This window comes from Comamonas flocculans (genome assembly GCF_007954405.1).
GTDB classification, from domain to species: domain Bacteria; phylum Pseudomonadota; class Gammaproteobacteria; order Burkholderiales; family Burkholderiaceae_C; genus Comamonas_C; species Comamonas_C flocculans.
On sequence record NZ_CP042344.1, the window covers coordinates 877,423 to 901,342 of the forward strand.

General features: G+C 66.7%; 22 protein-coding genes and 1 riboswitch. Of the genes, 9 read left to right on the forward strand and 13 right to left on the reverse strand.

Annotation, left to right across the window (positions count from 1 at the left end):
• Positions 1-10: 10 nt before the first annotated feature.
• Positions 11-1,801 carry a bifunctional metallophosphatase/5'-nucleotidase gene (locus FOZ74_RS04390; protein ID WP_146911931.1) on the forward strand — a complete coding sequence of 597 codons (1,791 nt, stop codon included), beginning with the start codon at positions 11-13 and terminating at the stop codon, positions 1,799-1,801.
• Between the two features lie 6 nt (positions 1,802-1,807).
• Here FOZ74_RS04390 and FOZ74_RS04395 read toward each other — a convergent pair whose 3' ends face one another.
• Positions 1,808-2,977, reverse strand: a complete 1,170-nt coding sequence (locus tag FOZ74_RS04395) for a pyridoxal phosphate-dependent aminotransferase (RefSeq protein WP_146911932.1) — start codon at positions 2,975-2,977, stop codon at positions 1,808-1,810.
• Positions 2,978-3,065: 88 nt separating this feature from the next.
• Between FOZ74_RS04395 and FOZ74_RS04400 the strand changes: the two genes are divergently transcribed.
• Positions 3,066-3,944 carry a 23S rRNA (adenine(2030)-N(6))-methyltransferase RlmJ gene (locus tag FOZ74_RS04400; protein ID WP_146911933.1) on the forward strand — a complete coding sequence of 293 codons (879 nt, stop codon included), beginning with the start codon at positions 3,066-3,068 and terminating at the stop codon, positions 3,942-3,944.
• A 15-nt stretch (positions 3,945-3,959) separates the two neighbouring features.
• Here the strand turns inward: FOZ74_RS04400 and FOZ74_RS04405 are convergent, their stop codons facing one another.
• From FOZ74_RS04405 to ahcY, 3 genes are read right to left on the reverse strand one after another with little or no spacing between them, the layout of a single operon-like run.
• Positions 3,960-4,640 carry a septal ring lytic transglycosylase RlpA family protein gene (locus FOZ74_RS04405; protein WP_255437785.1) on the reverse strand — a complete coding sequence of 227 codons (681 nt, stop codon included), beginning with the start codon at positions 4,638-4,640 and terminating at the stop codon, positions 3,960-3,962.
• Positions 4,640-5,476: a methylenetetrahydrofolate reductase [NAD(P)H] gene (metF, locus tag FOZ74_RS04410; RefSeq protein WP_146911934.1), complete on the reverse strand. Its 837-nt coding sequence runs from the start codon at positions 5,474-5,476 to the stop codon at positions 4,640-4,642. The genes FOZ74_RS04405 and metF overlap by 1 nt, the downstream gene beginning before the upstream one ends.
• A 12-nt stretch (positions 5,477-5,488) precedes the next feature.
• Positions 5,489-6,916: an adenosylhomocysteinase gene (ahcY, locus tag FOZ74_RS04415; protein ID WP_146911935.1), complete on the reverse strand. Its 1,428-nt coding sequence runs from the start codon at positions 6,914-6,916 to the stop codon at positions 5,489-5,491.
• 70 nt (positions 6,917-6,986) lie between these two features.
• A riboswitch (S-adenosyl-L-homocysteine riboswitch) is annotated at positions 6,987-7,068 on the reverse strand.
• Between the two features lie 106 nt (positions 7,069-7,174).
• Here ahcY and FOZ74_RS04420 point away from each other — a divergent pair.
• From FOZ74_RS04420 to FOZ74_RS04445, 6 genes are all read left to right on the forward strand, one after another.
• Positions 7,175-8,803 carry a peptide chain release factor 3 gene (locus FOZ74_RS04420; protein ID WP_146911936.1) on the forward strand — a complete coding sequence of 543 codons (1,629 nt, stop codon included), beginning with the start codon at positions 7,175-7,177 and terminating at the stop codon, positions 8,801-8,803.
• The gene (locus FOZ74_RS04425; RefSeq protein WP_146911937.1) at positions 8,800-10,239 is read left to right on the forward strand and encodes a hypothetical protein; all 1,440 of its coding nucleotides are present in this window, start codon (positions 8,800-8,802) and stop codon (positions 10,237-10,239) included. Before FOZ74_RS04420 ends, FOZ74_RS04425 begins: the two co-directional genes overlap by 4 nt.
• A 15-nt stretch (positions 10,240-10,254) precedes the next feature.
• Positions 10,255-10,602: a DMT family transporter gene (locus FOZ74_RS04430; protein ID WP_146911938.1), complete on the forward strand. Its 348-nt coding sequence runs from the start codon at positions 10,255-10,257 to the stop codon at positions 10,600-10,602.
• Positions 10,603-10,615: 13 nt separating this feature from the next.
• On the forward strand, positions 10,616-11,578 hold the full coding sequence (locus FOZ74_RS04435) for a glycosyltransferase family 2 protein (protein WP_146911939.1): 963 nt from the start codon (positions 10,616-10,618) through the stop codon (positions 11,576-11,578).
• Between the two features lie 84 nt (positions 11,579-11,662).
• Entirely contained in the window at positions 11,663-11,872 is a 210-nt protein-coding gene (locus FOZ74_RS04440; RefSeq protein WP_146911940.1) for an acyltransferase family protein, read from the forward strand.
• Complete coding sequence (locus FOZ74_RS04445) at positions 11,869-12,690, forward strand: HAD-IIB family hydrolase (protein WP_146911941.1); 822 nt, start codon at positions 11,869-11,871, stop codon at positions 12,688-12,690. Before FOZ74_RS04440 ends, FOZ74_RS04445 begins: the two co-directional genes overlap by 4 nt.
• Before the next feature lie 42 nt (positions 12,691-12,732).
• Here the strand turns inward: FOZ74_RS04445 and FOZ74_RS04450 are convergent, their stop codons facing one another.
• The 6 genes from FOZ74_RS04450 to FOZ74_RS04475 all read right to left on the reverse strand — a co-directional run bounded on the left by FOZ74_RS04450 (position 12,733) and on the right by FOZ74_RS04475 (position 19,783).
• Complete coding sequence (locus FOZ74_RS04450; RefSeq protein WP_146914072.1) at positions 12,733-13,470, reverse strand: amino acid ABC transporter ATP-binding protein; 738 nt, start codon at positions 13,468-13,470, stop codon at positions 12,733-12,735.
• A gap of 23 nt (positions 13,471-13,493) precedes the next feature.
• Complete coding sequence (locus tag FOZ74_RS04455; RefSeq protein ID WP_146911942.1) at positions 13,494-14,162, reverse strand: amino acid ABC transporter permease; 669 nt, start codon at positions 14,160-14,162, stop codon at positions 13,494-13,496.
• Between the two features lies 1 nt (position 14,163).
• On the reverse strand, positions 14,164-14,922 hold the full coding sequence (locus FOZ74_RS04460; RefSeq protein ID WP_146911943.1) for an amino acid ABC transporter permease: 759 nt from the start codon (positions 14,920-14,922) through the stop codon (positions 14,164-14,166).
• A gap of 110 nt (positions 14,923-15,032) precedes the next feature.
• Positions 15,033-15,926, reverse strand: coding sequence for a transporter substrate-binding domain-containing protein (locus tag FOZ74_RS04465; protein WP_146911944.1), 894 nt, complete (start codon positions 15,924-15,926; stop codon positions 15,033-15,035).
• A gap of 188 nt (positions 15,927-16,114) precedes the next feature.
• Entirely contained in the window at positions 16,115-18,709 is a 2,595-nt protein-coding gene (locus tag FOZ74_RS04470) for a TRAP transporter permease (protein ID WP_146911945.1), read from the reverse strand.
• An 81-nt stretch (positions 18,710-18,790) separates the two neighbouring features.
• Positions 18,791-19,783: a TAXI family TRAP transporter solute-binding subunit gene (locus FOZ74_RS04475; protein ID WP_146911946.1), complete on the reverse strand. Its 993-nt coding sequence runs from the start codon at positions 19,781-19,783 to the stop codon at positions 18,791-18,793.
• A gap of 419 nt (positions 19,784-20,202) precedes the next feature.
• Here FOZ74_RS04475 and FOZ74_RS04480 point away from each other — a divergent pair, with 419 nt between their 5' ends.
• Positions 20,203-21,495, forward strand: a complete 1,293-nt coding sequence (locus tag FOZ74_RS04480) for a D-amino acid dehydrogenase (RefSeq protein WP_146911947.1) — start codon at positions 20,203-20,205, stop codon at positions 21,493-21,495.
• On the opposite strand, the gene FOZ74_RS04485 is transcribed toward FOZ74_RS04480, so the two are convergent.
• From FOZ74_RS04485 to arsC, 3 genes are all read right to left on the reverse strand, one after another.
• The gene (locus FOZ74_RS04485; RefSeq protein ID WP_146911948.1) at positions 21,443-22,354 is read right to left on the reverse strand and encodes a LysR family transcriptional regulator; all 912 of its coding nucleotides are present in this window, start codon (positions 22,352-22,354) and stop codon (positions 21,443-21,445) included. The two genes, FOZ74_RS04480 and FOZ74_RS04485, sit on opposite strands and share 53 nt — an antisense overlap.
• Positions 22,355-22,499: 145 nt before the next feature.
• Complete coding sequence (gene pyrC, locus FOZ74_RS04490) at positions 22,500-23,543, reverse strand: dihydroorotase (RefSeq protein WP_146911949.1); 1,044 nt, start codon at positions 23,541-23,543, stop codon at positions 22,500-22,502.
• Entirely contained in the window at positions 23,543-23,890 is a 348-nt protein-coding gene (arsC, locus tag FOZ74_RS04495; protein ID WP_146911950.1) for an arsenate reductase (glutaredoxin), read from the reverse strand. Before arsC ends, pyrC begins: the two co-directional genes overlap by 1 nt.
• Positions 23,891-23,920: the final 30 nt, after the last annotated feature.

Sequence of the window (23,920 nt, forward strand, 5' to 3'; positions counted from 1 at the left end):
CGAAACACCCATGCCAGCCACGACCCGCCTCCACGGTGCGCAGCGCTGGCTGCTGGGCCTGGCCGCCACCACCGCCCTGCTCGGGCTGGCCGCCTGCGGCAGCTCGTCGGACATCGTCCAGCCCGAGCGCATGCAGATCACGCTGCTGGGCCTGAACGACTTTCACGGCAACCTGCAGCCGCCGGGGCTGAGCGTCAACATCGCCCAGGCAGGCGAACCGGCCCAGCCCGTGCCCGCAGGCGGCGCGGCCTACCTGGCCTCGCTGGTGGCCGCCCGGCGCGCGGCGCAGCCGCACACCGCCGTGGTGGCGGCGGGCGATCTGATCGGCGCCTCGCCGCTGGTGTCCTCGCTGTTTCTGGATGAGCCCACCATCGAGGCGCTGAACCTCATCGGCCTGGACTTCGCCTCCACCGGCAACCACGAATACGACCAGGGCTGGCAGGAGCTCCAACGCATGCAGGACGGCGGCTGCGCGCAATACACCAGCAAGACACCCTGCCAACTCAACCCCGCCTTCGCGGGCGGGCAGTTTCGCTACCTGGCGGCCAACACGCAGACCGGGGACGGCGGCACCTTGTTCCCCCCCACGGGCGTGAAATTCTTTGAGGAAGGCAAGGCGCGCATCGGCGTGGGCTTCATCGGCCTCACTCTGAAGAACACCCCCAACATGGTGCGCCCCAGCGGCGTGGCGGGTTTGAGCTTCACCGACGAGGCCGACGCCGCCAACGCCCAGATCGCACCGCTGCGCGCGCAGGGGGCCGACGTCATCGTGGTGCTGATCCACCAGGGCGGCAGCAGCACCCAGCCGCTGCAGGACACCAGCTGCGCCGGCCTTTCGGGCGACATCCTGCCCATCGTGCAGCGCCTGTCGGGCGAGGTGGACGTGGTCATCTCCGGCCACACCCACCAGTCCTACCTGTGCGACTACCGCCGCATCGACCCGGCCAGGCCCCTGCTGCTCACCAGCGCCGGCCTGTACGGCACGCAATTGACCGAAATCAATCTGACGGTGGACACCACCCGGCGCCGCGTGATCGCGCACAGCGCACGCCAGCACGTGGTGCGCGCAGCCAGGGCGAACAAGGACGCCGACGCCGCCACCAGCTACCCCGCCTACCCGGCCGACCCCGCGGTCACCAGCCTGATAGACCGCTACGCCGCAGCAGCCGCCCCGCTGGCCAGCGCACCCGCCGGGCGGCTGGCCGCCACCGCCACGCGCGAGCTGCTGGCCAACGGCGAAAGCGTGCTGGGCCGCATCACCGCCGACGCGGTGCTGGCCGCCACGCAAGCCCCGGAGGCTGGTGGCGCGCAAATCGCCTTCATGAACTCCGGCGGCGTGCGCGCCGACCTTGTCCCCGCAAGCGATGGCACGGTGAGCTACGGACAGGTGTACGCCGTGCAACCCTTTGGCAACACCCTGCTGAGCCTGACCCTCAGCGGTGCGCAGCTGCAGGCCGTGCTGGAGCAGCAGTTCGACAGCGGCACCAACACCGTGCAGAGCCCGCGCATCCTGCAGGTTTCACAAGGCTTCAGCTACGCGTTTGACCGCAGCCAGCCGACCGGGCAGCGCATCAGCCAGATGCAGCTCAAGGGCCAGGCCATCGTGCCCACGCAGGATTACCGCATCGGCCTGCAAAACTACCTGGCCACGGGCGGCGACAACTTCAGCGTGTTTGCCGAAGGGCGCGACATCGTGGGCGGCGGGCTGGACGTGGACGCGCTGGCCGACTACCTGCGCCAGCAAAGCGGCAGCGCCCCCATGGCGCTGCCCACGCAGGCGCGCATCACCGCCCTGAACTGAACCGCATCAGCCGCGCTGAGTGCGCAGCCACTGGCCCAGGCGCTCCACCCCCTGAGTCAACCGTGCCAGGTCGCGCGAAGCAAAGCACCAGCGCAGCCAGCCCTCGCCTTCGGGCGAAAAGGCCGCGCCGGGCGCCAAGCCCACGCCCGCCTCCAGCACCAGGCGCTTGGCCAAGGCCAGCGAATCGGCAAAGCCTGCTATCTGCACAAACGCATACATGCCCCCGGGCGACCGGCTGGTGCGCACGCCGGGCAGCGCCTGCAGCGCGGGCACCAGCGCGTCGCGGCAGGCGCGCATGTGGGCGACGATGCGCGGCGTGATCGCGTCCACCTGGGCCAGCGCCGCCAGCGCCCCCCGCTGCACGAAGACCGGCGCGCACGAGGTGTTGAACTCGATCACCTTGCCCATCTGCGCCGCCATGGCGGGCGGCATCACCATCCAGCCCAGGCGCCAGCCGGTCATCAGGAAGGCCTTGGAAAAGCTCTGCACCACCACCAGCCTGTCCTCGGACTGCGCCAGATCCAGGAAGGAGGGCGCCGCGCCGCTGGCGGTGTCATCGCGGTAGTAGAGGCGCTCATACACCTCGTCGGACAGTATCCAGGTGCCGGTGCCGCGGCAGTGCGCAAGAATCGCCTGCTGCTCGCCCTGCGTAAGCGTCCAGCCCGTGGGGTTGTTCGGTGAATTGAGCACCAGCAGCCGGGTGCGCGGCGTGATCGCCGCCAGCAGCTCGGGCAGGTCCAGCGCCCAGGCGCCATCGGCCCGCGGCTTGAGCGCCACGCAGCGCACCCGTGCGCCCATGATCTGCGGCTGCCCGACGAGGTTGGGCCAGACGGGCGTGAGCACCACCACCTCGTCGCCCGCGTCGACCAGCACCTGCACGGCCAGCATCAGCGCGTTCACGCCGCCGGAGGTGATGGCGATGCGCTCGGCCGCCACCGGCGCGTGCAGGCCGCTCACATAGGCCGCCAGCGCCTCGCGCAGCGCGGGCAGGCCCAGGTTGTGGGTGTAGAAGGTCTCGCCCGCCTGCAGCGAGGCCATGGCCGCGGCGCGGACCGCCTCGGGCGTGGCCTCATCGCTCTCGCCAAACCAGAAGGGCAACACCTCGGGCCTGCCCATGCCCAGGTTGGCCACCTCGCGTATCTGCGAAGCCTGCAGCTCCAGTATCGTCTTGCGCATGCGTCCCTTTCCGGCAAAGGCGAAGCATCGCACATCGGCCCTGCTCGCGCGCCGTCCCCGAGACCGCTGCAGCTACCATTGCGCCCCTATGTTCAGCTACCGCCACGCCTTTCACGCCGGCAACCACGGCGACGTGCTCAAGCACGCCGTGCTCATCGCCTGCCTGCGCCACCTCACGCACAAGGAGACCGGCCTGACGGTGATAGACACCCACGCGGGCGCCGGCCTGTACCGGCTAGATGGCGACTATGCGCGCACCAGCGGCGAGGCCGTTGACGGCGTCCTGCGCCTGGCGCAGGCCGCTGGGCTGGCGCCCTTGCTGCAGGATTATCTGGAGGTGGTGCGCAGCTTCAACCCCCAGGGCGGATTGCGCATCTACCCGGGCTCGCCCTTCATCAGCCAGCGCCTGCTGCGCCCGCAAGACCGCCTGCGCCTGTTCGAGATCCACCCCAGCGACCTGCCCACGCTGGTGCGCAACGTGGCGCAGCTGCAGGCCGAGCGGCAGATCAGCGTGCTCTCCGAAGATGGTTTTGAGGGCATCAAGAAATTGTTGCCCCCGCAGCCCCGCCGCGCTTTGCTGCTCTGCGACCCGAGCTATGAATTGAAGAGCGACTACGCGCGCGTGCACGGTCTGCTGCAAGAGGGGCTCAAGCGCTTTGCCACGGGCTGCTATGCCATCTGGTACCCGGTGATTGCGCGCCCCGAGGCGCACGAACTGCCGCGGCGCCTGAAGGCGCTGGCCACGCGCGCGGGCAAGCCCTGGCTGCATGCCAGCCTGACCGTGAAGTCGGCACGCGTGCGCCGGCGCGAGGACGGCAGCGAGCAGCGCCCGGGTCTGCCGGGCAGCGGCATGTTCCTGGTCAATCCACCCTATACCCTGCAGGCCCAGCTGCAGGTGGCCCTGCCGGCGCTGGCCCGCCTGCTGGCGCAGGACGGGCACGCCGGCCATCTGCTGGAAGCCGGCTGAGCCGGGCCCGCCGTATCACCGCCGGGCAGCGGGCGGCGCCGGCGCAGCGCCCAGCGCGGGCACGCAGCCGCTGCCGTCTTCATCCACCTGCCACAGCTGCACCGCCTTGATGCCCAGACCGGTCATGCCGAGCTCGCGCGCCGCCGCCTGACTCAGGTCCACCACCCGCTCGCCATTGCCCGAGAACGGCCCGCGGTCGTTGATGCGCACCAGCACCGCCTTGCCGTCGGCCAGGCTGCGCACGCACACCCGGGTGCCAAACGGCAAGGTACGGTGCGCGGCGGTGAAGTCCAGCCGGTCGAAGCGCTCGCCGCTGGCGGTGCGCCGCCCGTTCAGGCCCGGCCCGTACCATGAAGCCAGGCCTTCGTCGAGCAGCAGCGCGTCGGCTGCCTCGTCATCGTCCGGCTCGGGCGGCTCGGGTGCCGTCCGCCGCGCCTGCGCCCCGGGTGCGGCCTGCACGGCGAGCGCGGTTTGCGCCGCCGCCTGGTCCGCCAGCGCGGGCGCCGAGGGTGGGCTTTCTGCGGTGCGCGGGGCCGGCATCGGCGCGTTCGCGGCCGCATCCAGCCCGGACGCAGCGCGCGGCGTATCTGGCGCCTGCGGCACGGGCACACCTTGTGGCGCGACGGCGCAGGCCGCGAGCAGCAGGGCCAGCCATGCCAGGCCGGCGCTGCGCCGCCCGCCGCGCCCGCCGGGCATCAGCCTCGCCCCAGCCCCAGGCGGCGGCACAGCTCCAGCGTCGCCGCACTCTGGTTCATGGTGTAGAAGTGCAGCGCCGGCGCACCGCCGGCCACCAGGCGTTCACACAGGCGCGCCACCACATCCAGGCCAAAGGCGCGTATGCTGGCCACATCGTCACCCAAGCCTTGCAGGCGCAGGCGCAACCAGCGCGGCACCTCGGCGCCGCAGGCGTCGGAAAAGCGCAGCAGCTGGGTGGAGCCCAGGATGGGCATGATGCCGGGCACGACGGGCAGCTGCAGCCCTGCGGCGCGCACCTCGTCGACGAAGCGGAAATAGGCGTCGGCATTGAAGAAGTACTGCGTGATCGCGGAATCGGCGCCGGCCTGCACCTTGGCGGCGAAGGCCTTGAGGTCCGACTCGGGCGAGCGCGCCTGCGGATGCATCTCGGGGTAGGCGGCAACCTCGATCTGAAAGTCTCGCCCGGTCTCGGCGCGGATGAAGGCCACCAGGTCGCTGGCGTACTGAAATTCCCCGCCCGTGCCGTAGCCGCTGGGCAGGTCGCCGCGCAAGGCGATGAGCCGCTTCACGCCCATGGCACGCAGCTGCGCGAGTTGTGCGCGCACGCCCGCGCGCGTGGCGCCGATGCAGGAAAAGTGCGAGGCGGCGGCCACGCCCTCGCCCAGTATCTCCTGTACCGTGGCGAAGGTGCCCGCCTGGGTGGACCCACCCGCGCCGTAGGTGACGGAGCAGAACTCGGGCGCCAGCGCATAGAGCTGCTGGCGCACCGCGCGCAGCTTGTTCACGCCTTCGGGCGTCTTGGGTGGGAAGAACTCGAAACTGAGGGGTACAGCCATGGCGCTGCACCCTCAATAACGGTAGGCGTCGGATTTGTACGGCCCCTCCACGGGCACGTTGATGTAGGCCGCCTGCTCCGGCGTGAGCGTGGTGAGCTCAACGCCCAGCTTCCTGAGCTGCAGGCGCGCCACCTTCTCGTCGAGCAGCTTGGGCAGCACGTAGACCTTGCCCGGCTCGTACGCATCGGGCCTGGTGAAGAGCTCGATCTGCGCCAGCGTCTGGTTGGCAAAGCTCGAACTCATCACATAGCTCGGGTGGCCAGTTGCGCAGCCCAGGTTCACCAGGCGCCCCTTGGCCAGCAGCGTGATGCGGTGACCGTCGGGGAAGATGATGTGGTCCACCTGCGGTTTGACCTCTTCCCACTGGTATTTTTCCAGCGAGGCCACGTCGATCTCGTTGTCGAAGTGGCCGATGTTGCAGACGATGGCCTCGTTCTTCATCGCCGCCATGTGCTCGTGGCGGATCACGTCCTTGTTGCCCGTCGTCGTCACGAAGATGTCGGCCTTGTCGGCGGCGTATTCCATGGTCACGACCTTGTAGCCCTCCATCGCCGCCTGCAGCGCGTTGATCGGGTCGATCTCGGTCACCCAGACCTGCGCGCGCAGGGCGGCGAGGGCCTGCGCGCAGCCCTTGCCCACGTCGCCATAGCCGGCGACCAGCGCCACCTTGCCGGCGATCATCACGTCGGTCGCGCGCTTGATGCCGTCCACCAGCGACTCGCGGCAGCCGTAGAGGTTGTCGAACTTGGATTTGGTGACCGAATCGTTGACGTTGATCGCACGGAACAGCAGCGTGCCCTTGGCCGACATGTCGTTGAGGCGGTGCACGCCGGTCGTGGTCTCTTCGGTCACGCCGATGATGTCAACACTCTTGCGCGTGTACCAGCCGGGGTCTTGCGCCAGTTTGGCCTTGATCGCGGCGTAGAGCACGCGCTCTTCCTCGCTCGTGGGGTGGGCGAGCACCGAGGCGTCCTTCTCGGCGCGCTGGCCCAGGTGCATCAAGAGCGTGGCGTCGCCGCCATCGTCCAGGATCATGTTCGGGCCTTCGCCCTTGGCGCCCTTGGTGCCGAACTCGAAGATGCGGTGGGTGTAATCCCAGTAGTCGGCCAGGCTCTCGCCCTTGACCGCGAACACCGGCGTGCCGCCTTCGGCAATCGCCGCGGCCGCGTGGTCCTGGGTGGAAAAGATGTTGCACGAAGCCCAGCGCACCTCGGCGCCGAGCGCCCTCAAGGTCTCGATCAGCACGGCGGTCTGTATCGTCATGTGCAGGCTGCCGGCAATGCGCGCGCCCTTCAGGGGCTGACTGGCCGCGAACTCCTCGCGGATCGCCATCAGGCCGGGCATTTCGGTTTCGGCGATGGCAATCTCGCGCCGGCCCCAGCCGGCCAGGGAGATATCGGCGATCACGTGATCGGGCGTGGCGGAGAGAACAGCGCTCATGGTGTGGTCCTTCAAATGAAACGATCCACGCCGCCAGCATCTGGAATCACGATTCACCGCACCGGCACAGCGTGGGTGAGCGTCGTTGCAAAGGGGGAGTTTCCGAGCCTCGCGCCCCGCGTGCTGGGGGTGCTGCAACGCTCCTCGGAGAAGGGGCAAATTATACGGAACGCCTAAAATCGCGGGCTTTCGGGGCGGGCCTTGGCCCGCCATCGCCTTGTCGCGGCGCACTGCGCGCAGCCTCCACACCCAATACCCGTGTCCTTCGCCTCAGAAACCCGGCGCCGCCGTACCTTTGCCATCATCTCCCACCCCGACGCCGGCAAGACCACGCTGACGGAAAAGCTGCTGCTGTTCTCCGGCGCGATCCAGATCGCCGGCGCGGTCAAGGGCCGCAAGGCCAGCCGCCACGCCACCTCCGACTGGATGGAGATCGAAAAGCAACGCGGCATCTCGGTGGCTTCCAGCGTGATGCAGATGAGCTGGCGCGATCACGTCATCAACCTGCTCGATACCCCCGGCCACAAGGATTTTTCCGAGGACACCTACCGCGTGCTCACCGCCGTCGACTCGGCCCTGATGGTGATCGACGCGGCCAACGGCGTGGAGGCGCAGACGCGCCGCCTGATCGAGGTCTGCCGCCAGCGCGATACGCCCATCATCACCTTCGTGAACAAGATGGACCGCGAGGTGCGCGACGCGCTCGACATCCTCGACGAGGTGGAGCGCGAACTGGGCATGCCCTGCTGCCCCGTCACCTGGCCCGTGGGCCACGGCAAGAGCTTCGGCGGCATCATCGACCTGCGCACCCAGACCATGACCGTCTTTCAGGCCGGCACGGAAAAACGCCCGCAGGACTTCGAGGTCATCCCCTTGAGCGAAACCGGGACGCTGCGCCGGCGCTTTGGCAGCGCCTTTGACGAGGCGCTGGAGAGCATGGAGCTGGCGGTGGGGGCGTCGGCCGAATGGAACCATGAGCAGTTTCTGGCCGCCAAGCTCACCCCGGTGTTCTTCGGCTCGGGCGTGAACAACTTCGGCGTGCAGGAGGTGCTCAATGCCGTGGTGGACATGTCGCCCCCTCCGGGCCCACGCCTGGCCTACCGGGAAGTGAACCACCAGCGCGAGGAGGTCACCATCCGCCCCGAAGACCCCGGTTTCGCCGGCGTGGTCTTCAAGGTGCAGGCCAACATGGACGCCAACCACCGCGACCGCATCGCCTTCGTGCGCATCGCCTCGGGCAAGTACACGCCGGGCATGAAGATGCGCGTGCAGCGCACCGGCAAGGAGCTGCGCCCCACCAGCGTCGTCACCTTCATGAGCCAGCGCCGCGAGGCGGTGCAAGAGGCCTACGCGGGCGACATCATCGGCTTTACCATCCACGGCGGCGTGCAGCTGGGCGACTCCATCACCGACGGCCCGGCGCTGCAGTTCACCGGCCTGCCCTTCTTTGCTCCAGAGATGTTCATGACCGTGGTGCTCAAGAACCCGCTGCGCACCAAACAGCTGCAGCAGGGCCTGATGCAGCTGGGCGAGGAAGGTGCGATCCAGGTCTTCAAGCCCGACGCCGGCGGCAACATGCTGCTGGGCGCCGTCGGCCAGCTGCAATTCGAGGTAGTGCAGCACCGCCTGAAGACCGAGTACGACTGCGACGTGCGCCTGGAGGGCTGCCAGTACACCGGCGCGCGCTGGATCACGGCCGACACCCCCGCCGAGCTGCGCCAGTTCGAGGACGCCTACCCCCTGCGCATGGCCCGCGACGCGGCCGACGCGCTGGCCTACCTGTGCACCAGCCCGTATGACGTGCGCCTGGCGCAGGAGCGGTTTCCGAAGATCCACTTTCACCCGCTGCGCGAGCATGCGGGGTTGGCGTTGCAGGGACGCTCATGATGCCGTCTTCATTGCCCCGTCAAGGGGGTGCCGAAAGGCTGCGCATCATTCGGATTTATCTTTGCACGACCCTGATTTTATTATTGGCATACGGCATCTGGTATGCCGGCGTATGGCCGGGGCCGCTGGGTCAGGACGGTTATTCGCTGATCGCCAACATCAACCAGAGCGCTCCCCGGTATACCGGCAAGGATCCGGCATGGCTTTTGTATGCCTTGGCCACCTACGGCCTGAGTCAACGGGTCGAAGTACTTGTGTTGCCCTTGTTGCTGCTTCAGGTCGCTGCCCTGGCGCGCATTATTGGTTGGATTTACGTTCGCAGGTATCCGATCACGGCCACGGCCTTGCTGCTGCTGGTCGCCTGCACACCGCATGTCCTCAACTATGGCAGCAGCTTGTATCCCGATGCGGTCTTCAGTCTGGCCTTCGTTGCGCTGCTGTTTGAGATCTGGCTGATTCTGGGCCATCGACGCCTGAGCACCTGGTCCATCGCATGGCTTGCGATCTTGTTCCCTGCTGCCTGTTATTTCAAGGCGAACGGCATCATCATCTTGCTGCCGATGCTTTATTTGGCAATACGGCTGAAGACAACCTCACGATGGGTAATCGTGGCCATCGTCTTGTCATGGTCGGCAGCCATTCAATGGGGCGGTACGGTGGCTAATCTGGGTCATGGGCACGGCGCACTACGGCCACTCATTCTGTTTGAGACAACCAACTTCATGCAAACGCGGCCGATGAATTTGTGGGAAACGCGCCACATGGTGACCGATCGTACCAAGGAGATCATGCACCGTTACATCAGTCAAGAAGATATTGATAGCCTCTACGATCGCGACTATTGGGACACGTTGTGGCACCTCAATCAGGATCGCGTTCGGTTTCGCGAGATGAGCAGGATTGATTTTCGCCACCTACGATCGGATTTTTTTACCTACAACCTGTGGCGAAACATTCCTGCATTTACCGCCAGTCGAATCAACATATTCCTTGCTTCCGCGCTGGCACAAGGCGGCATGGTCGGTCCGGACAACGCCCGCCATGGCCTCGCCGGCGTCACCACACTCTCAACGTACAACCCCTTTAATTTGAGTTCATTGCCAAATACGCTGAATGAGATTTACGAAACCAGCTACAACTGGCGCTTTGTGCTGTGGAGCCCTTTTGTCGGGATTATTCTCGTGCTGCTGGTTTTCAAACGGGCCCTGCAAGAACGCCATCTGGACGAGCTGGTAATCAGCAGTACGCTGCTGCTTCAATTGGGCGGCATTTTCCTGTTCTCGATTGCCGCGGAATACAGATATCTTCTGGCCTTCTTTTATGCGCCGCTATTGCTGTTTCCCATCAGATTCATTCAGCAGAATCGCGACCCTCTTCCTTGCCAGAAATGTCCGCGGAGTCGCTCGACCAGACAGCCTGTGACGAGCACCCCCTGACTGCAGAAAGCGCCCATGCCAAGCCTGACTGTTTTAGCGACACTGCTTTGCGTCTTTTGCATTTCCGCCGGTCAAATCTTGTTCAAGAAGGCAGCGCTCGCTTTGCCTGCGGACGCCCACACCATGGATTGGGTGTTGAATGGCTGGCTCATTGCATCCCTCGCACTCTACGGTGCCACCACCCTCGGCTGGATCTGGATACTTCGCCACGCCCCGCTGCATCTTGCCTACCCGTTCATGGGCCTGGCTTTCCTGATCGTGCCGACCCTGGCCTGGATGTTTCTGGGAGAGCCGCTGCATTGGCGCACGCTCGCGGGCGGGGCGCTCATCATGGCCGGCGTGGCGCTGGCTTCCACAAGTTGAAGGGCCCCGTCCGATGCGCATCGCCGTCGCCATCCCCTGCTACAAGGTCACCGAGCACGTGCTCGGCGTGATTGCCGCCATCGGCCCCGAGGTGCAGGCCATCTACGCTGTCGATGACGCCTGCCCCGACGGCAGCGGCCGCTTCATCGAAGAGAACAACCGCGATCCCCGGGTGCGCGTGCTCTACCACGCCGAGAACCGGGGTGTCGGCGGCGCAGTCGTGACGGCATACGAAGCGGCCATTGCAGACGGCATGGACGTCGTGGTGAAGGTGGATGGCGACGGGCAGATGAACCCCGCGCTGCTGCCACAGTTTGTACGGCCGATCGCACGTGGCCAGGCCGACTACACCAAGGGCAACCGGTTCTACCGCCCTGAATCGCTGCGTGGCATGCCGCCGGTGCGCCTGTTCGGCAATGCCGTGCTGTCGCTGATGACCAAGTTCAGTTGCGGCTACTGGTCGTCCATGGACCCGACCAATGGTTACACCGCGGTGCACACGGCGGTGCTGCGCAAGCTGCCGCTTCAAAAGCTGGAGCGCCGCTATTTCTTCGAAACGGACATGCTCTACCACCTCAACACCATACGCGCCGTGGTGCACGACGTCCCCATGGATGCGGTGTATGGCGAGGAGGCGTCCAACCTGAAGGTATCGAAGGTGCTGCCCGAGTTCCTGGGCAAGCACGCGGTGCGGCTGGTCAAACGCTACGCCTACCTGTACCTGCTGCGCGACTTCAACATCGGCAGCCTCTACAGCTTGCTCGGCGCCATGCTGTGTCTGGTGGGTGCCGTCTTCGGCGGCGTGCATTGGCTCGACAGTCTGCTCACTGGTCGGGCGGCCAGCAGCGGCACGGTCATGCTCGCCGCCTTGCCGCTGATCATAGGCATCCAGTTCCTGATCGCCTTTCTGCACTACGACGTCAGCAACGTCCCGCGCGATGCCCTGACACCGACGCTGGTGGATGACGAGCGCTGACGCAGCCCTCAGTCAAGGTATGCTGGCCCACAGCGTCATTCGAAGTGATGGCGAGCGCGCGGGTAGCCGCCGCCGGTACCGTGAGTGCTGGTCGCGATCGGGGACGCGTCCTACAGTCTTTATCTGCTGCACACATTCTTGCTCGACGCCAGCGGCCGGTGGCGGTTCCACCTCGACATCCAGTCGCCGCGCCTGCTGCTGGCCTTTCTCATTGCGCTACCCATCGTCATCGTGCTGCTCAGCCTGCTCTGGTATCGCTGGGTGGAGCGCCCTCTGCTGAAGCTGCTTTCGTGAAACCGCTGAACCAATGGCACCCCGGCCCGCTCGCGGGCCTGTTCACCGACATCGACGACACCCTGACCACGGACGGCGCGATCACCGCCGACGCCCTGGCCGCGCTGGGCGATCTGAAAGCCGCGGGGCTGCACCTGATCGCGATCACCGGGCGGCCCGTGGGCTGGAGCGCGCCCTTTGCCACCACCTGGCCGGTGGATGCGATCGTGGCCGAGAATGGCGCCGTGGCGCTCCTGCCTGAGAATAAGGACAAAAATGGCCTTAACCGCCCGCGGGGCGCGCGCCGGCAGCTACGAAAAACATACCAACAAGACGCCGCCACGCGCGCACGTCAGTACGCGCGCATGCAAGAGGTTCTGGCGGCGATAGAGGCTCAGGTGCCGGGCGCGCGGCGGGCGCAGGACTCGGCGGGGCGCGAATGCGACATCGCCATAGACCACAGCGAGTTCACCCACCTGCCCCAGGACGCCATCGACGCATGCGTCGCGATGATGCGCGCGGCGGGCATGAATGCCAGCGTGAGCAGCATCCACATCAACGGCTGGTACGGCAGCCACGACAAGCTCGAGGGCGCGCGCTGGATCGTGCGCGAGCTGCTCGGGCGCGATCTGGATGCAGAGTTGGAGCGCTGGGTCTACGTGGGCGATTCAACCAACGACGAGCGCATGTTCGAGCACTTCGCGCACAGCGTGGGTGTGGCCAACATCGCGCGCTTTCTGCCGCAGCTCAGGCACCTGCCGCGCTACGTGACCCAGGGCGAGCGCGGCGCGGGGTTTGCCGAGCTGGCACGCGTCATTTTGAATAAAAACAGGCTCTAGCCCTTATCCAACAAGCGCAGGCAGCTCTCTTTTCTGAGGGTTTCAACCCTGCAGGATCTTGCTCAGGAAGTCCTTGGTGCGCGGCTGGCGGTTCTCGGGGTGGCCGAAGAATTCCTCCTTGCCGCAGTCTTCCAGGATGTGGCCGCCGACGTCGATGAAGATCACGCGGCTTGCCACCTTGCGCGCGAAACCCATCTCGTGCGTGACCACCATCATGGTCATGCCTTCGCTGGCGAGCTTGACCATGACGTCGAGCACCTCGCCGACCATCTCGGGGTCGAGCGCGCTGGTGGGCTCGTCAAACAGCATCACGATCGGGTCCATCGAGAGCGCGCGCGCGATCGCCACGCGCTGCTGCTGACCGCCCGAGAGCTGGCCGGGAAACTTGTCCTTGTGCGCCATCAGGCCCACGCGGTCGAGCATCTTCAGGCCACGCGCCCTGGCATCGTCGAGCTTGCGCCCCAGCACCTTGACCTGGGCGATCGTCAGGTTCTCGGTGACCGAAAGGTGGGGAAACAGCTCGAAGTGCTGGAACACCATGCCGACCTGGCTGCGCAGCTTGGGCAGATCGGTGCGCGGATCGGTCACCACGGTGCCGTTGACGACGATCTCGCCCTTTTGCACCGGCTCCAGCGCGTTGATGGTCTTGATCAGCGTGGATTTGCCCGAACCCGATGGGCCGCAGACGACGACCACGTCGCCCTTGTCCACGCTCAGGTTGCAGTCGTTGAGCACCTGGATGGCTCCATACCACTTGGAGACGTTCTTCAACTCGATCATGCGGTCGGCCATGCCGGACTCCTTTAGCGGATGATGGCGATCTTGCCGTGGACGCGCTTGACCACGGAAGACAGCGAATAGCTGATGATGAAGTACACCACGGTGGCCATCAGATAGGTCTCGATCGGCCTGCCGAAGTTCTTGCCCGCGGTCTCGAAGCCCTTGAGCAGGTCGTAGGCGCCGATGGCGTAGACCAGCGAGGTGTCCTGGAACAGGATGATGGTCTGCGTGAGCAGCACCGGAATCATGTTGCGAAAGGCCTGCGGCAGGATCACCAGCTTCATGTTCTGACCGTAGCTCATGCCCATGGCCATGCCGGCATAGACCTGGCCGCGCGGAATCGACTGGATGCCCGCGCGCATGATTTCGGAAAAATACGCCGCCTCGAAGGCGATGAAGGTGATGAAGGCGGAATACTCCGCCCCCACCGGACGGCCGATGATGAAGGGCACCAGCAGGAAGAACCACAGGATCACCATCACCAGCGGCACCGAGCGCATCACGTTGACGTAGAAGGCCGCGGGCAGCACCAGCCACTTGCGGCCCGACAGCCGCATCAGCGCCAGCAGCGTGCCGAAGAAGATGCCGCCCGCGGTGGCCACCACCGTGAGGATGATGCTGAACCACAGGCCCTTGAGGATGAAACCCTGGATGAAGGTCCAGTTCAGGAAGGAGAAATCGAGGTTGAGCATCTCAGTGCCCCCCCGCGCCGGTGCCGGCGACGACGAAGCCCGGCACCTGGGCGCGCCGTTCGATGAAGGCGAAGATGCGGTTGATCACGAAAGCCGAGATGGCGTAGAGGATGGTCACCGCGATGTAGACCTCGATCGGCCGCGCGGTCTCCTCGCCCACCTGCAGCGCGTACTGCGTGAGCTCGGGGATGGACACCGCAAAGGCCACGGCCGAGTTCTTGAAGATGTTCATCGATTCGCTGGTCAGCGGCGGGATGATGATGCGATACGCCATGGGCAGCAGCACGTAGCGGTAGTACTGCACTGTCGTGAAACCCATGGCCATGCCGGCGTAGCGCTGGCCCTTGGGCAGCGCCTGTATGCCTGCGCGCACCTGCTCGGCGATGCGCGCCGAGGTGAAGAAGCCCAGCGCCAGCACCACCAGGATGAAGGGCGGAAAGGCCTTCATCGGCGGCACCAGCGCCGGCACGACGAAGTACCACAGGAAGATCTGCACCAGCAGCGGGATGTTGCGAAACAGCTCCACCCAGGCATTGCCAAAGCGCACCAGCCAGGGGCTGGCGGGCAGCGTTCTGATCACCCCGATGATGGAGCCGGCCACCAGCGCAATCGCCAGGCCCGTCAGCGATACCGATACCGTCCAGCCCCAGGCCGACAGCAGCCAGTCCAGGTAGGTGATGTCCCGGCCGTGGCCGAAACAGCCCGACTGCACCACCCCGTCCAGGGTGTCCTTGCAGAACACTTCCCAATCCATGGCCATTGCATTCCTTTCGCGGCGTGCGGGCGCCGCAGCGTCAAACGCAAAACGCCCACCGGCATCGTGCCCGGCGGGCGCTGGGCGCCCTCAGGACGAGGGCACCGGTGGCATCCTCAGTTGCCGTAGTCTTCCATCGGCTTGTCGTTGAGATTGGCCCAGGCGTTCTTCGTGCTCTCGGACGCGGGCATGTTCAGATTCACGTTGTTGGGCGGAATCGGCTGCATGAACCACTTGTCGTAGAGCTTGGCCAGCGAGCCGTCCTTGACCTGGCGCGCGATCGAATCGTCGATGGCTTTCTTGAGCTTGGCATCGCCCTTGGGCAGCATGCAGGCAATGGGTTCCACCGAGAGCACCTCGCCGACGATGGCGAAGTCCTTGGGGTTCTTGGCCTTGGCGATGTTGGCCGCGAGGATGGAGCCGTCCATCACGAAGGCGTCGGCGCGGCCCGACTCGAGCAGCAGGAAGCTGTCGGCGTGGTCCTTGCCCATGACCTGCTTGAAGTCCAGGTTGGCGTCACGCGCCTTCTTGCGGATGTGCTGCACCGACGTGGTGCCGGTGGTCACCGCCAGCGTCTTGCCGCCCAGGTCGTTGATCGACTTGATGCCCGACTTGGTGTTCACCGCCATGCGCACTTCTTCCACGTAGGTGGTGTAGGCGAAGTCCACGTCCTTCTGGCGCGCGCGGCTGTTCGTCGTCGAGCCGCACTCGAAGTCGATGGTGCCGTTCTGGATCAGCGGGATGCGGTTCTGCGAGGTGATCACCTGGTAGTTGATCGTCAAGGGCTTGCCCAGCTGCTTGCTGATGTCGTCCACGATGCGCTCGGCCATCTCGGTGTGGAAGCCCACGTACTTGCCGCCGCCCAGCGTGAAGGCCAGGCCGGAGGAGTCGCGCACGCCCAGGTTCACCGCGCCCCGTTCGCCGATCTTGGCCAGGGTGTCGGGTGCCTGCGCCAAGGCGGCACCACTGGCCAGAAAGGTCACGGCTGCCGCGAGCAACAGTTTCTTCATATGGAGGACTCCTGAAAGTTGAAATGAAAGTTCCCGCCGTCGGCGCGCGCCGGCAGGTGCCGGCAGACTCCCGCGTAGACGGATTCCTCGATTGTGCACGGACTGATCTCGCAAACCCATTGAATCTTCCCCGGGTTTCCCCCTGTCATGCAGCAGATGCATAACCCCCGGCATCGGGGGCCGCGGCCTCAGGGGAGCCGCGGCTGCGCCGGGACCGGCTTCATGCGCAGACCCTGCAACCACCACACCAGCCAGACCAGGAAGATCGCCGGCAGGTAGAACCAGTGCGTGGAAGGCCGGTCGGTGCGCACCTGCACGTCCTGCACGTCCCAGCCCTGCTCAAAGCCGCCCTTGGCCGCGCGCGAACCGAACCGGACCGCGCCGATCTGCCACTGCTCGCCCAGCGGGACCAGCTGCACGCCGGCTTGCGCCAGGCGTTTGCGTCCGTCTTCGCCCTGCTTGCCCCCGAGCTGCACCGCCACCGTCTTGCTGCGCTCCTCGCCTTCGAGGTTCATGCCATGGATACGCAGGATCAGCCGCCCGTCGTCGGGCCGGTCCCGGGCCACGTCGTAGACGCTGGCCGCGGGCGCGCTGGTGTACTCCGGCGCCATGCGGTCCATGAACAGGTCGGGGCGAAACAGCAAGGTGACCGCCAGCAGCAGCAAGGCCGCTTCCCACCACCGGCTCTTGACCCGGAACCAGCCCATGGTCACCGCCGCGAACAGCAGCATCGCGCCAACGCTGGCCAGAATCACGCGCAAGGCCTCCCAGCCGTTGTCGATGGTGAGCATCAGCAGCTGCGGGTTGAAGATCCAGATGAAGGGCAGGATCAGCGTGCGCGAGGCGTAGATGATGCCCTGCAGCCCGGTCTCGATGGAGCCGGCGCCGGAAATGGCCGAAGCGGCAAAGGTCGCCAGCCCTACCGGCGGCGTGATGTCGGCCATGATGCCGTAATAGAAGACGAACATGTGCACCGCGATCAGCGGTATCACCATGCCCGACTGCGCGCCCAGCTCCACCACCACCGGCGCCATCAGCGTGGCCACCAGAATGTAGTTGGCCGTGGTCGGCACGCCCAGGCCGATGATCAGGCAGGTGGCCGCCACGAACAGCAGCATGATGATGACGTTGCCCTGGCTGATGAACTCGACGAACTCGGTCATGCGCAGGCCCAGGCCGGTCAGCGTGATGCCGCCCACCACGATGCCCGCGGTGGCCGTGGCAATGCCTATGCCTATCATGTTGCGCGCACCGTTGTGAAAACCTTCCACCACCGCGTTGCCGCCCTCGTGCCAGCTGCCCTTCAGGGTCTTGCCGCGAAACAGCGCGGTCAAGGGTTGCTGCGTCAGCATCAGCACCGCCAGCGAGGTCACGGCCCAGAAGGCCGACAGCGGCGGCGACATCTGCTCCACCATCAGGCACCACACCAGGATGCCGATGGGCATGATGAAGTGCAGGCCCGCACGCACGGTGGGCCAGGTGTCGCGCAGGTGCCCGTCCACCACCGCCCCTTCGATGGTCGTGGGCAGGTCCAGGCATTGGGCCGCCTGGTAGACGGCCACCAGGTACAACCCCAGCACCGTCGCGCCCACCGCCCAGGGAGCGGCCGCGCCCAGCAGCGCCTTCATCGCGCCGATGGCGTAGTACAGCGCCCCCACCACGATCACCGTGCCCAGCACGCCAAACAGGTTGCGCACGATGCGATCGCGCCAGGCCCGGTGCCTGCGCTGCGCGATCGGCTGCATGCCCATGCGCAAGGCTTCCAGGTGCACGATGTAGAACAGGCCGATGTAGGACAGGATGGCCGGCAGGAAGGCGTGCTTGACGATGTCCGAATACGGTATGCCCACGTACTCCACCATCAGGAAGGCGGCCGCGCCCATCACCGGCGGCATGATCTGCCCGTCCACCGAAGACATGGTCTCGATCGCACCGGCCTTCACCGGGCCGTAGCCCGCCCGCTTCATCAACGGTATCGTGAAAATGCCGGTGGACACCACATTGGCCACCGATGAGCCGGAGATCATGCCGTTGAGCGCCGAAGACGCCACCGCCACCTTGGCCGGGCCGCCGCGCAAATGCCCCAGCGCGGCAAAGCTCACCTGCATCATGTAGTTGCCGCCGCCGCTGCGATCCAGCAGCGCGCCAAACAGCACGAAGGCAAAGATGGTAGTGGCCGACACCCCCAGCGCAATGCCGTACACCCCTTCGGTGGTCAGCCACATGTGGGTCAGCATGCGGTTGAGCGAAGCGCCCTTGTGCGCAATCACGTCAGGCAGCCACGGCCCGGCCATGCTGTAGGCGATGAAGGCAATCGCCAGCACCGCCATGGGCCAGCCCACGGAGCGGCGCGTGGCCTCCAGCAGCAAGATCAAGCCGGCGCAGGCCACCACGATGTCCTGGGTGATGGGGTTGCCGGGGCGGTTGGCCAGGTCGGCATAGAACAGCATCATGTAGGCGGCGGCAAACGCCCCCACCAGGGCCATGGCCCAATCCGCCAGCGGCACCCGATTGCGCGGCGAACGCTTGAACGCAGGCCAGGCCGTGAACGCCAGAAACATGGCGAACGACAGGTGAATGGCGCGCGCCTCGGTGTCGTTGAGAATGCCGAAACCCAGGGCGAAGGGCAGCGGCGAGGCGTACCAGTACTGGAACAGCGCCCAGACCAGCGCCACGCCGAAAATCAGGTATTTGGTCAAGCCCTCGGGCTGACGGCCGCCGGTGTCGGTCTCGGCGACGAGCTGCTGCAAGGCGTCGGGCGCCTTGTCCATTTCGGAAGCCATGGTCGTGCTCCTGGCTGGGCAACAAAAAAGGGGCGAAACGACAGGCTTCGCCCCTTCACGCAATCAGGCCGGGTGGGCCAGTTACTTGATCCAGCCCTTTTCCTTGTAGTAGCGCAGCGCGCCGTCATGCAAGGGCGCCGACAGGCCGTCCTTGATCATGCTCTCGGGGCTCAGATGGGCCAGCGCCGGATGCAGCTTCTTGAACTCGTCGAAGTTGTCGAACACCGCCTTGGTGATGGCGTACACCGTGTCGTCGGGCGTCTTGCTCGAGGCGACCACGGTCGCGAACACGCCATAGGTGTCGGTCGCCTGGGGATTGTTCGGATACAGGCCGGCAGCGATGGTGGTCTTGGCGTAGTACGGCTTTTCGGCAACCAGCTTGTCCACGGCAGCGCCCTTCAGCGAAACCAGCTTGGCGCCGCAGGTCGTCGTCGGGTCCTGGATGTTGGCACTGGGGTTGCCCACCGCGAAGACGAAGCCGTCGATCTTGCCGTCACACAGCGCCGGGCCATGCTCGTCGGCCTTGAGCTCGGAAGCCAGCGCGAAGTCGGACATCTTCCAGCCCATGGCGTCGAGCAGTTCCTCCATGGAAGCACGCGTGCCCGAGCCGGGGTTGCCTACGTTGAAACGCTTGCCCTTGAAGTCCTCGAACTTGCTGACGTTGGCTTCCTTGCGCGCCACCACGACCAGAGGTTCGGGGTGCACGGCAAACACCGCACGCAGGTCGGAAACCGCGCCGCCATCCTTGAACTGCGCCAGCCCCTTGACGGCGTTGTACTGCACGTCCGACTGGGTAAAGCCCAGATCCAGTTCACCGGCCTTGATGGCGTTCACGTTGAACACTGAGGCCGCGGTGGACTCCACCGAACAGCGCAGGCCATTCTTGGCGCGGTCCTTGTTGACCAGGCGGCAGATCGCCCCGCCGGCCGCGTAGTACACGCCGGTGACGCCACCCGTGCCAATCGTGACGAACTTCTGTTGCGCTGCGGCCGGGGCGCTGGCCAGTGCGGCGCAGGCCAGGGCAACGGGGGCAAGAATCTGGGTCGTGATCTTGAAGGCGGTTCGGACGTGCATGCAGGACTCCTTGGTGGTCGATTCAGTTGGCAAAAAGCGCTTTCCATGCCGGATGCCGCGGCTCGCCGGCAGGGCTGCCCCCCTGCCAGCAAGGCCCGGCGGCCCGCTCGGCCCGCCCGCGGGCAAGAGGCTGGTCAAGCGGCACGCGGACACCATAACGGCAGATGGCTGCAGTACCCATCGGGTTAACCAGTAATGAGGGGGAATCGGGTCCGCAGCCGCATACCATCCGAAAAGAGTATGCATGCATGCGCGCTGCCTGCGCCATGCTTTTACGAGCCACGCCCATGCCCGTGGGTTATGCGGCGGCGCACCATGCGCCCAGGCCGCGGACACCCTGGGCGCATGATCTGCGGTCATGGATGGTGGCGCAAACGGTATTGGCACACGTTCCGCGCGCCGGCTACAGTGGGCCGGCCATGACAAGCGTGCACCCCTCCCCAGCACACGTCTGCGTTCTGGGCGCAGGCATCGTCGGATTGGCGACGGCCTGGGAACTGCTGCAGGCAGGCGCGCAGGTCACGGTCGTCGACCGCGGGCCGCCCGGCGAGGGCACGAGCAGCGCCAACGGCGCCCAGTTGAGCTATGCCTACGTCCAGCCACTGGCCGACCCTGCCATCTGGGCGCAGTTGCCCCGTCTGCTGCTTGCACGCGATTCCCCGCTGAGCCTGCGCTTGCGCTTCGACCCCTGGCAATGGGCCTGGGGCTTGCGCTTCCTCGCCGCCTGCCGCGGCCGCGTCTCGCGCCGCACCACCGTGCGGCTGCTGCAGCTTGCGGCCGAAAGCCGCGCCGCGTTCGACGCGTTCCGCCAGGGCACAGGGAGCGACTGCGATTTTTCGGCGACCGGCAAGCTGGTGCTGTACACGGGCGATACCGCCTTCGCGCATGCGCGCGAGCAGCTTGCGCTGCAGCAGTCGCTGGGCGTGCAGCAGAGCGCGGTGACGCCAGGCGAATGCGCCGCCATCGAGCCGGCGCTGGCACATTACGCGCCGCGCATCTCGGGCGCGATCTACACGCCGGGCGAGTGTGCGATCGACTGCCATGCATTGGCGCAAAGGCTCGCCGCCCTGTTGCGCGAGCGCGGGGTGCACTTCATCACCGGCCAGGCCGTCACGCGGCTGCAGCTGCATGGCGGGCGGGTCAGTGGCGCGCGGCTGGCAGACGGCAACGTGCAGACGGCCGACGCCTTCGTGCTGGCCCTGGGAACGGGCACGCCGGCGCTGCTGCGCCCGCTGGGCCTGGCCGTGGCGTGGCAGGTTCCGGTCTATCCGCTCAAGGGATACAGCATCACCGTGCCCGCCGGCGACGGCAGGGCCGCATCGCCGCGCGTGAACGTCACCGATGCGGCACGCAAGGTGGTCTTTGCCCGTCTCGGGCAGCACCTGCGCATTGCCGGCATGGCGGAACTCGCCGGCGAAGACTGGTCGATCGACCCGGTGCGCATCGCCTCGCTGCAGGCTGCGGCACGCGACATCTTTCCTCAGGGTGGGCGCTACGATCAGCTTACGCCCTGGGCCGGCCTGCGTCCGGCGACGCCGCTGGGCGAGCCCGTCATCGGCCCGATCGCGGGCGCGCCCGGCAACCTTTGCCTGAATACCGGCCACGGAGCACTGGGCCTGACGCTGGCCTTCGGCAGCGCCCGGCGCGTGGCGCGCTTGCTTACACGCGCTCGTCCAGCATCTGCCGCAGCGTCTGCTGCATGCAGCGCGTGAACGTGCGCATGGCTTGGGATGGCGCCTGCACCTTCATCCGCAGCGCATGCACCGCGGTATGCAGGTCGGGGAGCAACGGCAGCACGTCCACCCGGCCGCGGTCTGCCGACACGGCGGTGCAGGCTTCCACCAGAGCCACGCCCACTCCGTGGTGCGCCAGCGCCAACGCCACGTGATAGGTCTGCACCGAGACCACCACGTCCAGCCGCAGTTGCGCTTCATCCAAGGCCCTGCCGAGTACGCGCCCGAGCGGGTCGCCGTGGTCGATGCCGATGACCGGCAGGCCGGCCAGCTGCGCAAGCGCCACCTTGCCCGAACGCACCACCTCGTCGGGCAGCATGGCCTTGGGCGCCACGCACACCACGTCCTGTTGGACCATGGCCTCAGAGACCAGCGCCGGGTGGGCGCCCACGTTGAAGACGTAGCCCAGGTCTGCCTCTTGGAGCACCAGCGCGGCCAGGATCTGCGCGGTGTGCAGCGTCTGGTGGTGCAGCAGCACGCGCGGGTGGCGGACGCGAAAACGCTGCACCGCCCGCGGAAAGGCCTCCAGGCCCAGTCCGGGCACGGTCAGTATCCGCAACACGCCCTGCTCGCGCCCCGCCTTGAGGTTGGCGGACAGGCGCTGCACGTCGCCCAGCTGGGCGAACAGGCGCTCCACCTGGGGGAACAGCGCCTGGGCCTCGGGCGTGGGCTGCAGGCGCCCGCCCGCACGCTGGAACAGTGCGAACCCGAGCTGCAGCTCGGCATGCTGCAGGGTGCGGCTGACCGCCGGCTGGGTGACGTTGAGCATGCGCGCGGCCCCGCTGACGCTGCCGCTGAGCATGATGGCGTGGAAGACTTCTATGTGCCGCAGGCGCATGGGCTGGCATTATCGGCATCGGGGCATACGCCAGCGCCCTTGCCACGGGCCCGCGGTCCAGCCCCGAACCAGCGGGAGCCTGCAGCCGCCGTCCGGGCGCCCCCAGGCGAGCCAGGGTGGCAGCGGCCGGGACGGCAAGCGCGCATCAGGCGCCAGCGGGCGGCTGCAGCCGCCAGTGCAGCGTCTCCCCGGCGCACAGCGGCTTGAGTTCACCCTCGCCGAAGGCCAGATGCTCGGGTACCGTCCAGGGCTGCCGCCGCAGCGTGATTCGTTCTTCGTTGGGCAGCAAGCCATAGAAGGCCGGCCCGTGCAGGCTGGCAAAGCCTTCGAGCCGCTCCAGCGCGCCAGCCGCCTCGAAGGCCGCGGCATACAGCTCGATGGCCGCATGGGCGGTGTAGCAGCCGGCGCAGCCGCTCGCGTGCTCCTTCAGCTGCGCCGGGTGCGGCGCGCTGTCGGTGCCGAGGAAGAACTTCGCGCTGCCGCCGGTGGCGGCCTGCACCAGCGCCTGGCGGTGCTGCTCGCGCTTGAGGATGGGCAGACAGTAGTAATGCGGGCGGATGCCGCCCGTGAAGATGGCGTTGCGGTTGTACAGCAGGTGGTGGGCCGTGATGGTGGCGGCGGTATGCGGGCCGCTTTCGGCGACGTACTGCGCCGCCTCGCGCGTGGTGATGTGCTCGAAGACGATCTTGAGCTCGGGAAAGCGCTGGCGCAGGGGAATCAGCTGGCGCTCGATGAACACCGCCTCGCGGTCGAAGACGTCGATCTCGGGGTCGGCCACCTCGCCATGCACCAGCAGCAGCAGGCCGGCCTTCTGCATGGCTTCGAGCACCGGCTCTATCCTGCGGATGTCGGTCACGCCGGCGTCGCTGTTGGTCGTCGCGCCCGCGGGGTAGAGCTTGCAGGCGACGATGCCGCCCGCGCGCGCGCGGGCAATCTCCTGCACCGGCAGCGCATCGGTGAGATAGAGCGTCATCAGCGGTTCGAACTTCAGCTCTTGCGGCACCGCAGCCAGGATGCGCGCCTTGTAGGCCAGTGCCTGCGCGGTCGTGGTCACCGGCGGGCGCAGATTGGGCATGACGATGGCGCGGGCAAACTGCGCCGCGCTGTGCGGCACCACCGCCGCCAGCTGCGCGCCGTCGCGCAGATGCAGATGCCAGTCGTCGGGCCGGCGCAGGGTGAGGCGATCCATCACAGCAGCTCCAGCACGCGCTCGGGCGGGCGGCACAGCAGCGCACCCTTGGGCGTGAGCACGATGGGGCGGTTGAGCAGCACCGGGTGGGCCAGCACCGCGGCGTAGAGCTCGTCCTCGGTGCGCGCGGGGTTGCCCAGGTCGAGCTCGGCGTACGCCGCCTCCTTGGTGCGCAGCAGCGCGCGCAGCGGCTCGCCGGTGCGCTGCACCAGTGCCTTCAGGCCCGCCAGGTCCCAGGGGTGGTGCAGGTATTCGACGATGGTGGGCTCGATGCCGCGCTCGCGCAGCAGCGCCAGCGCGCCACGCGAATTGCTGCAGCGCGGGTTGTGGTAGATCGTGACCTTCATGGCCTGAAGTGTAGGTTCAAGCGGCGCGCT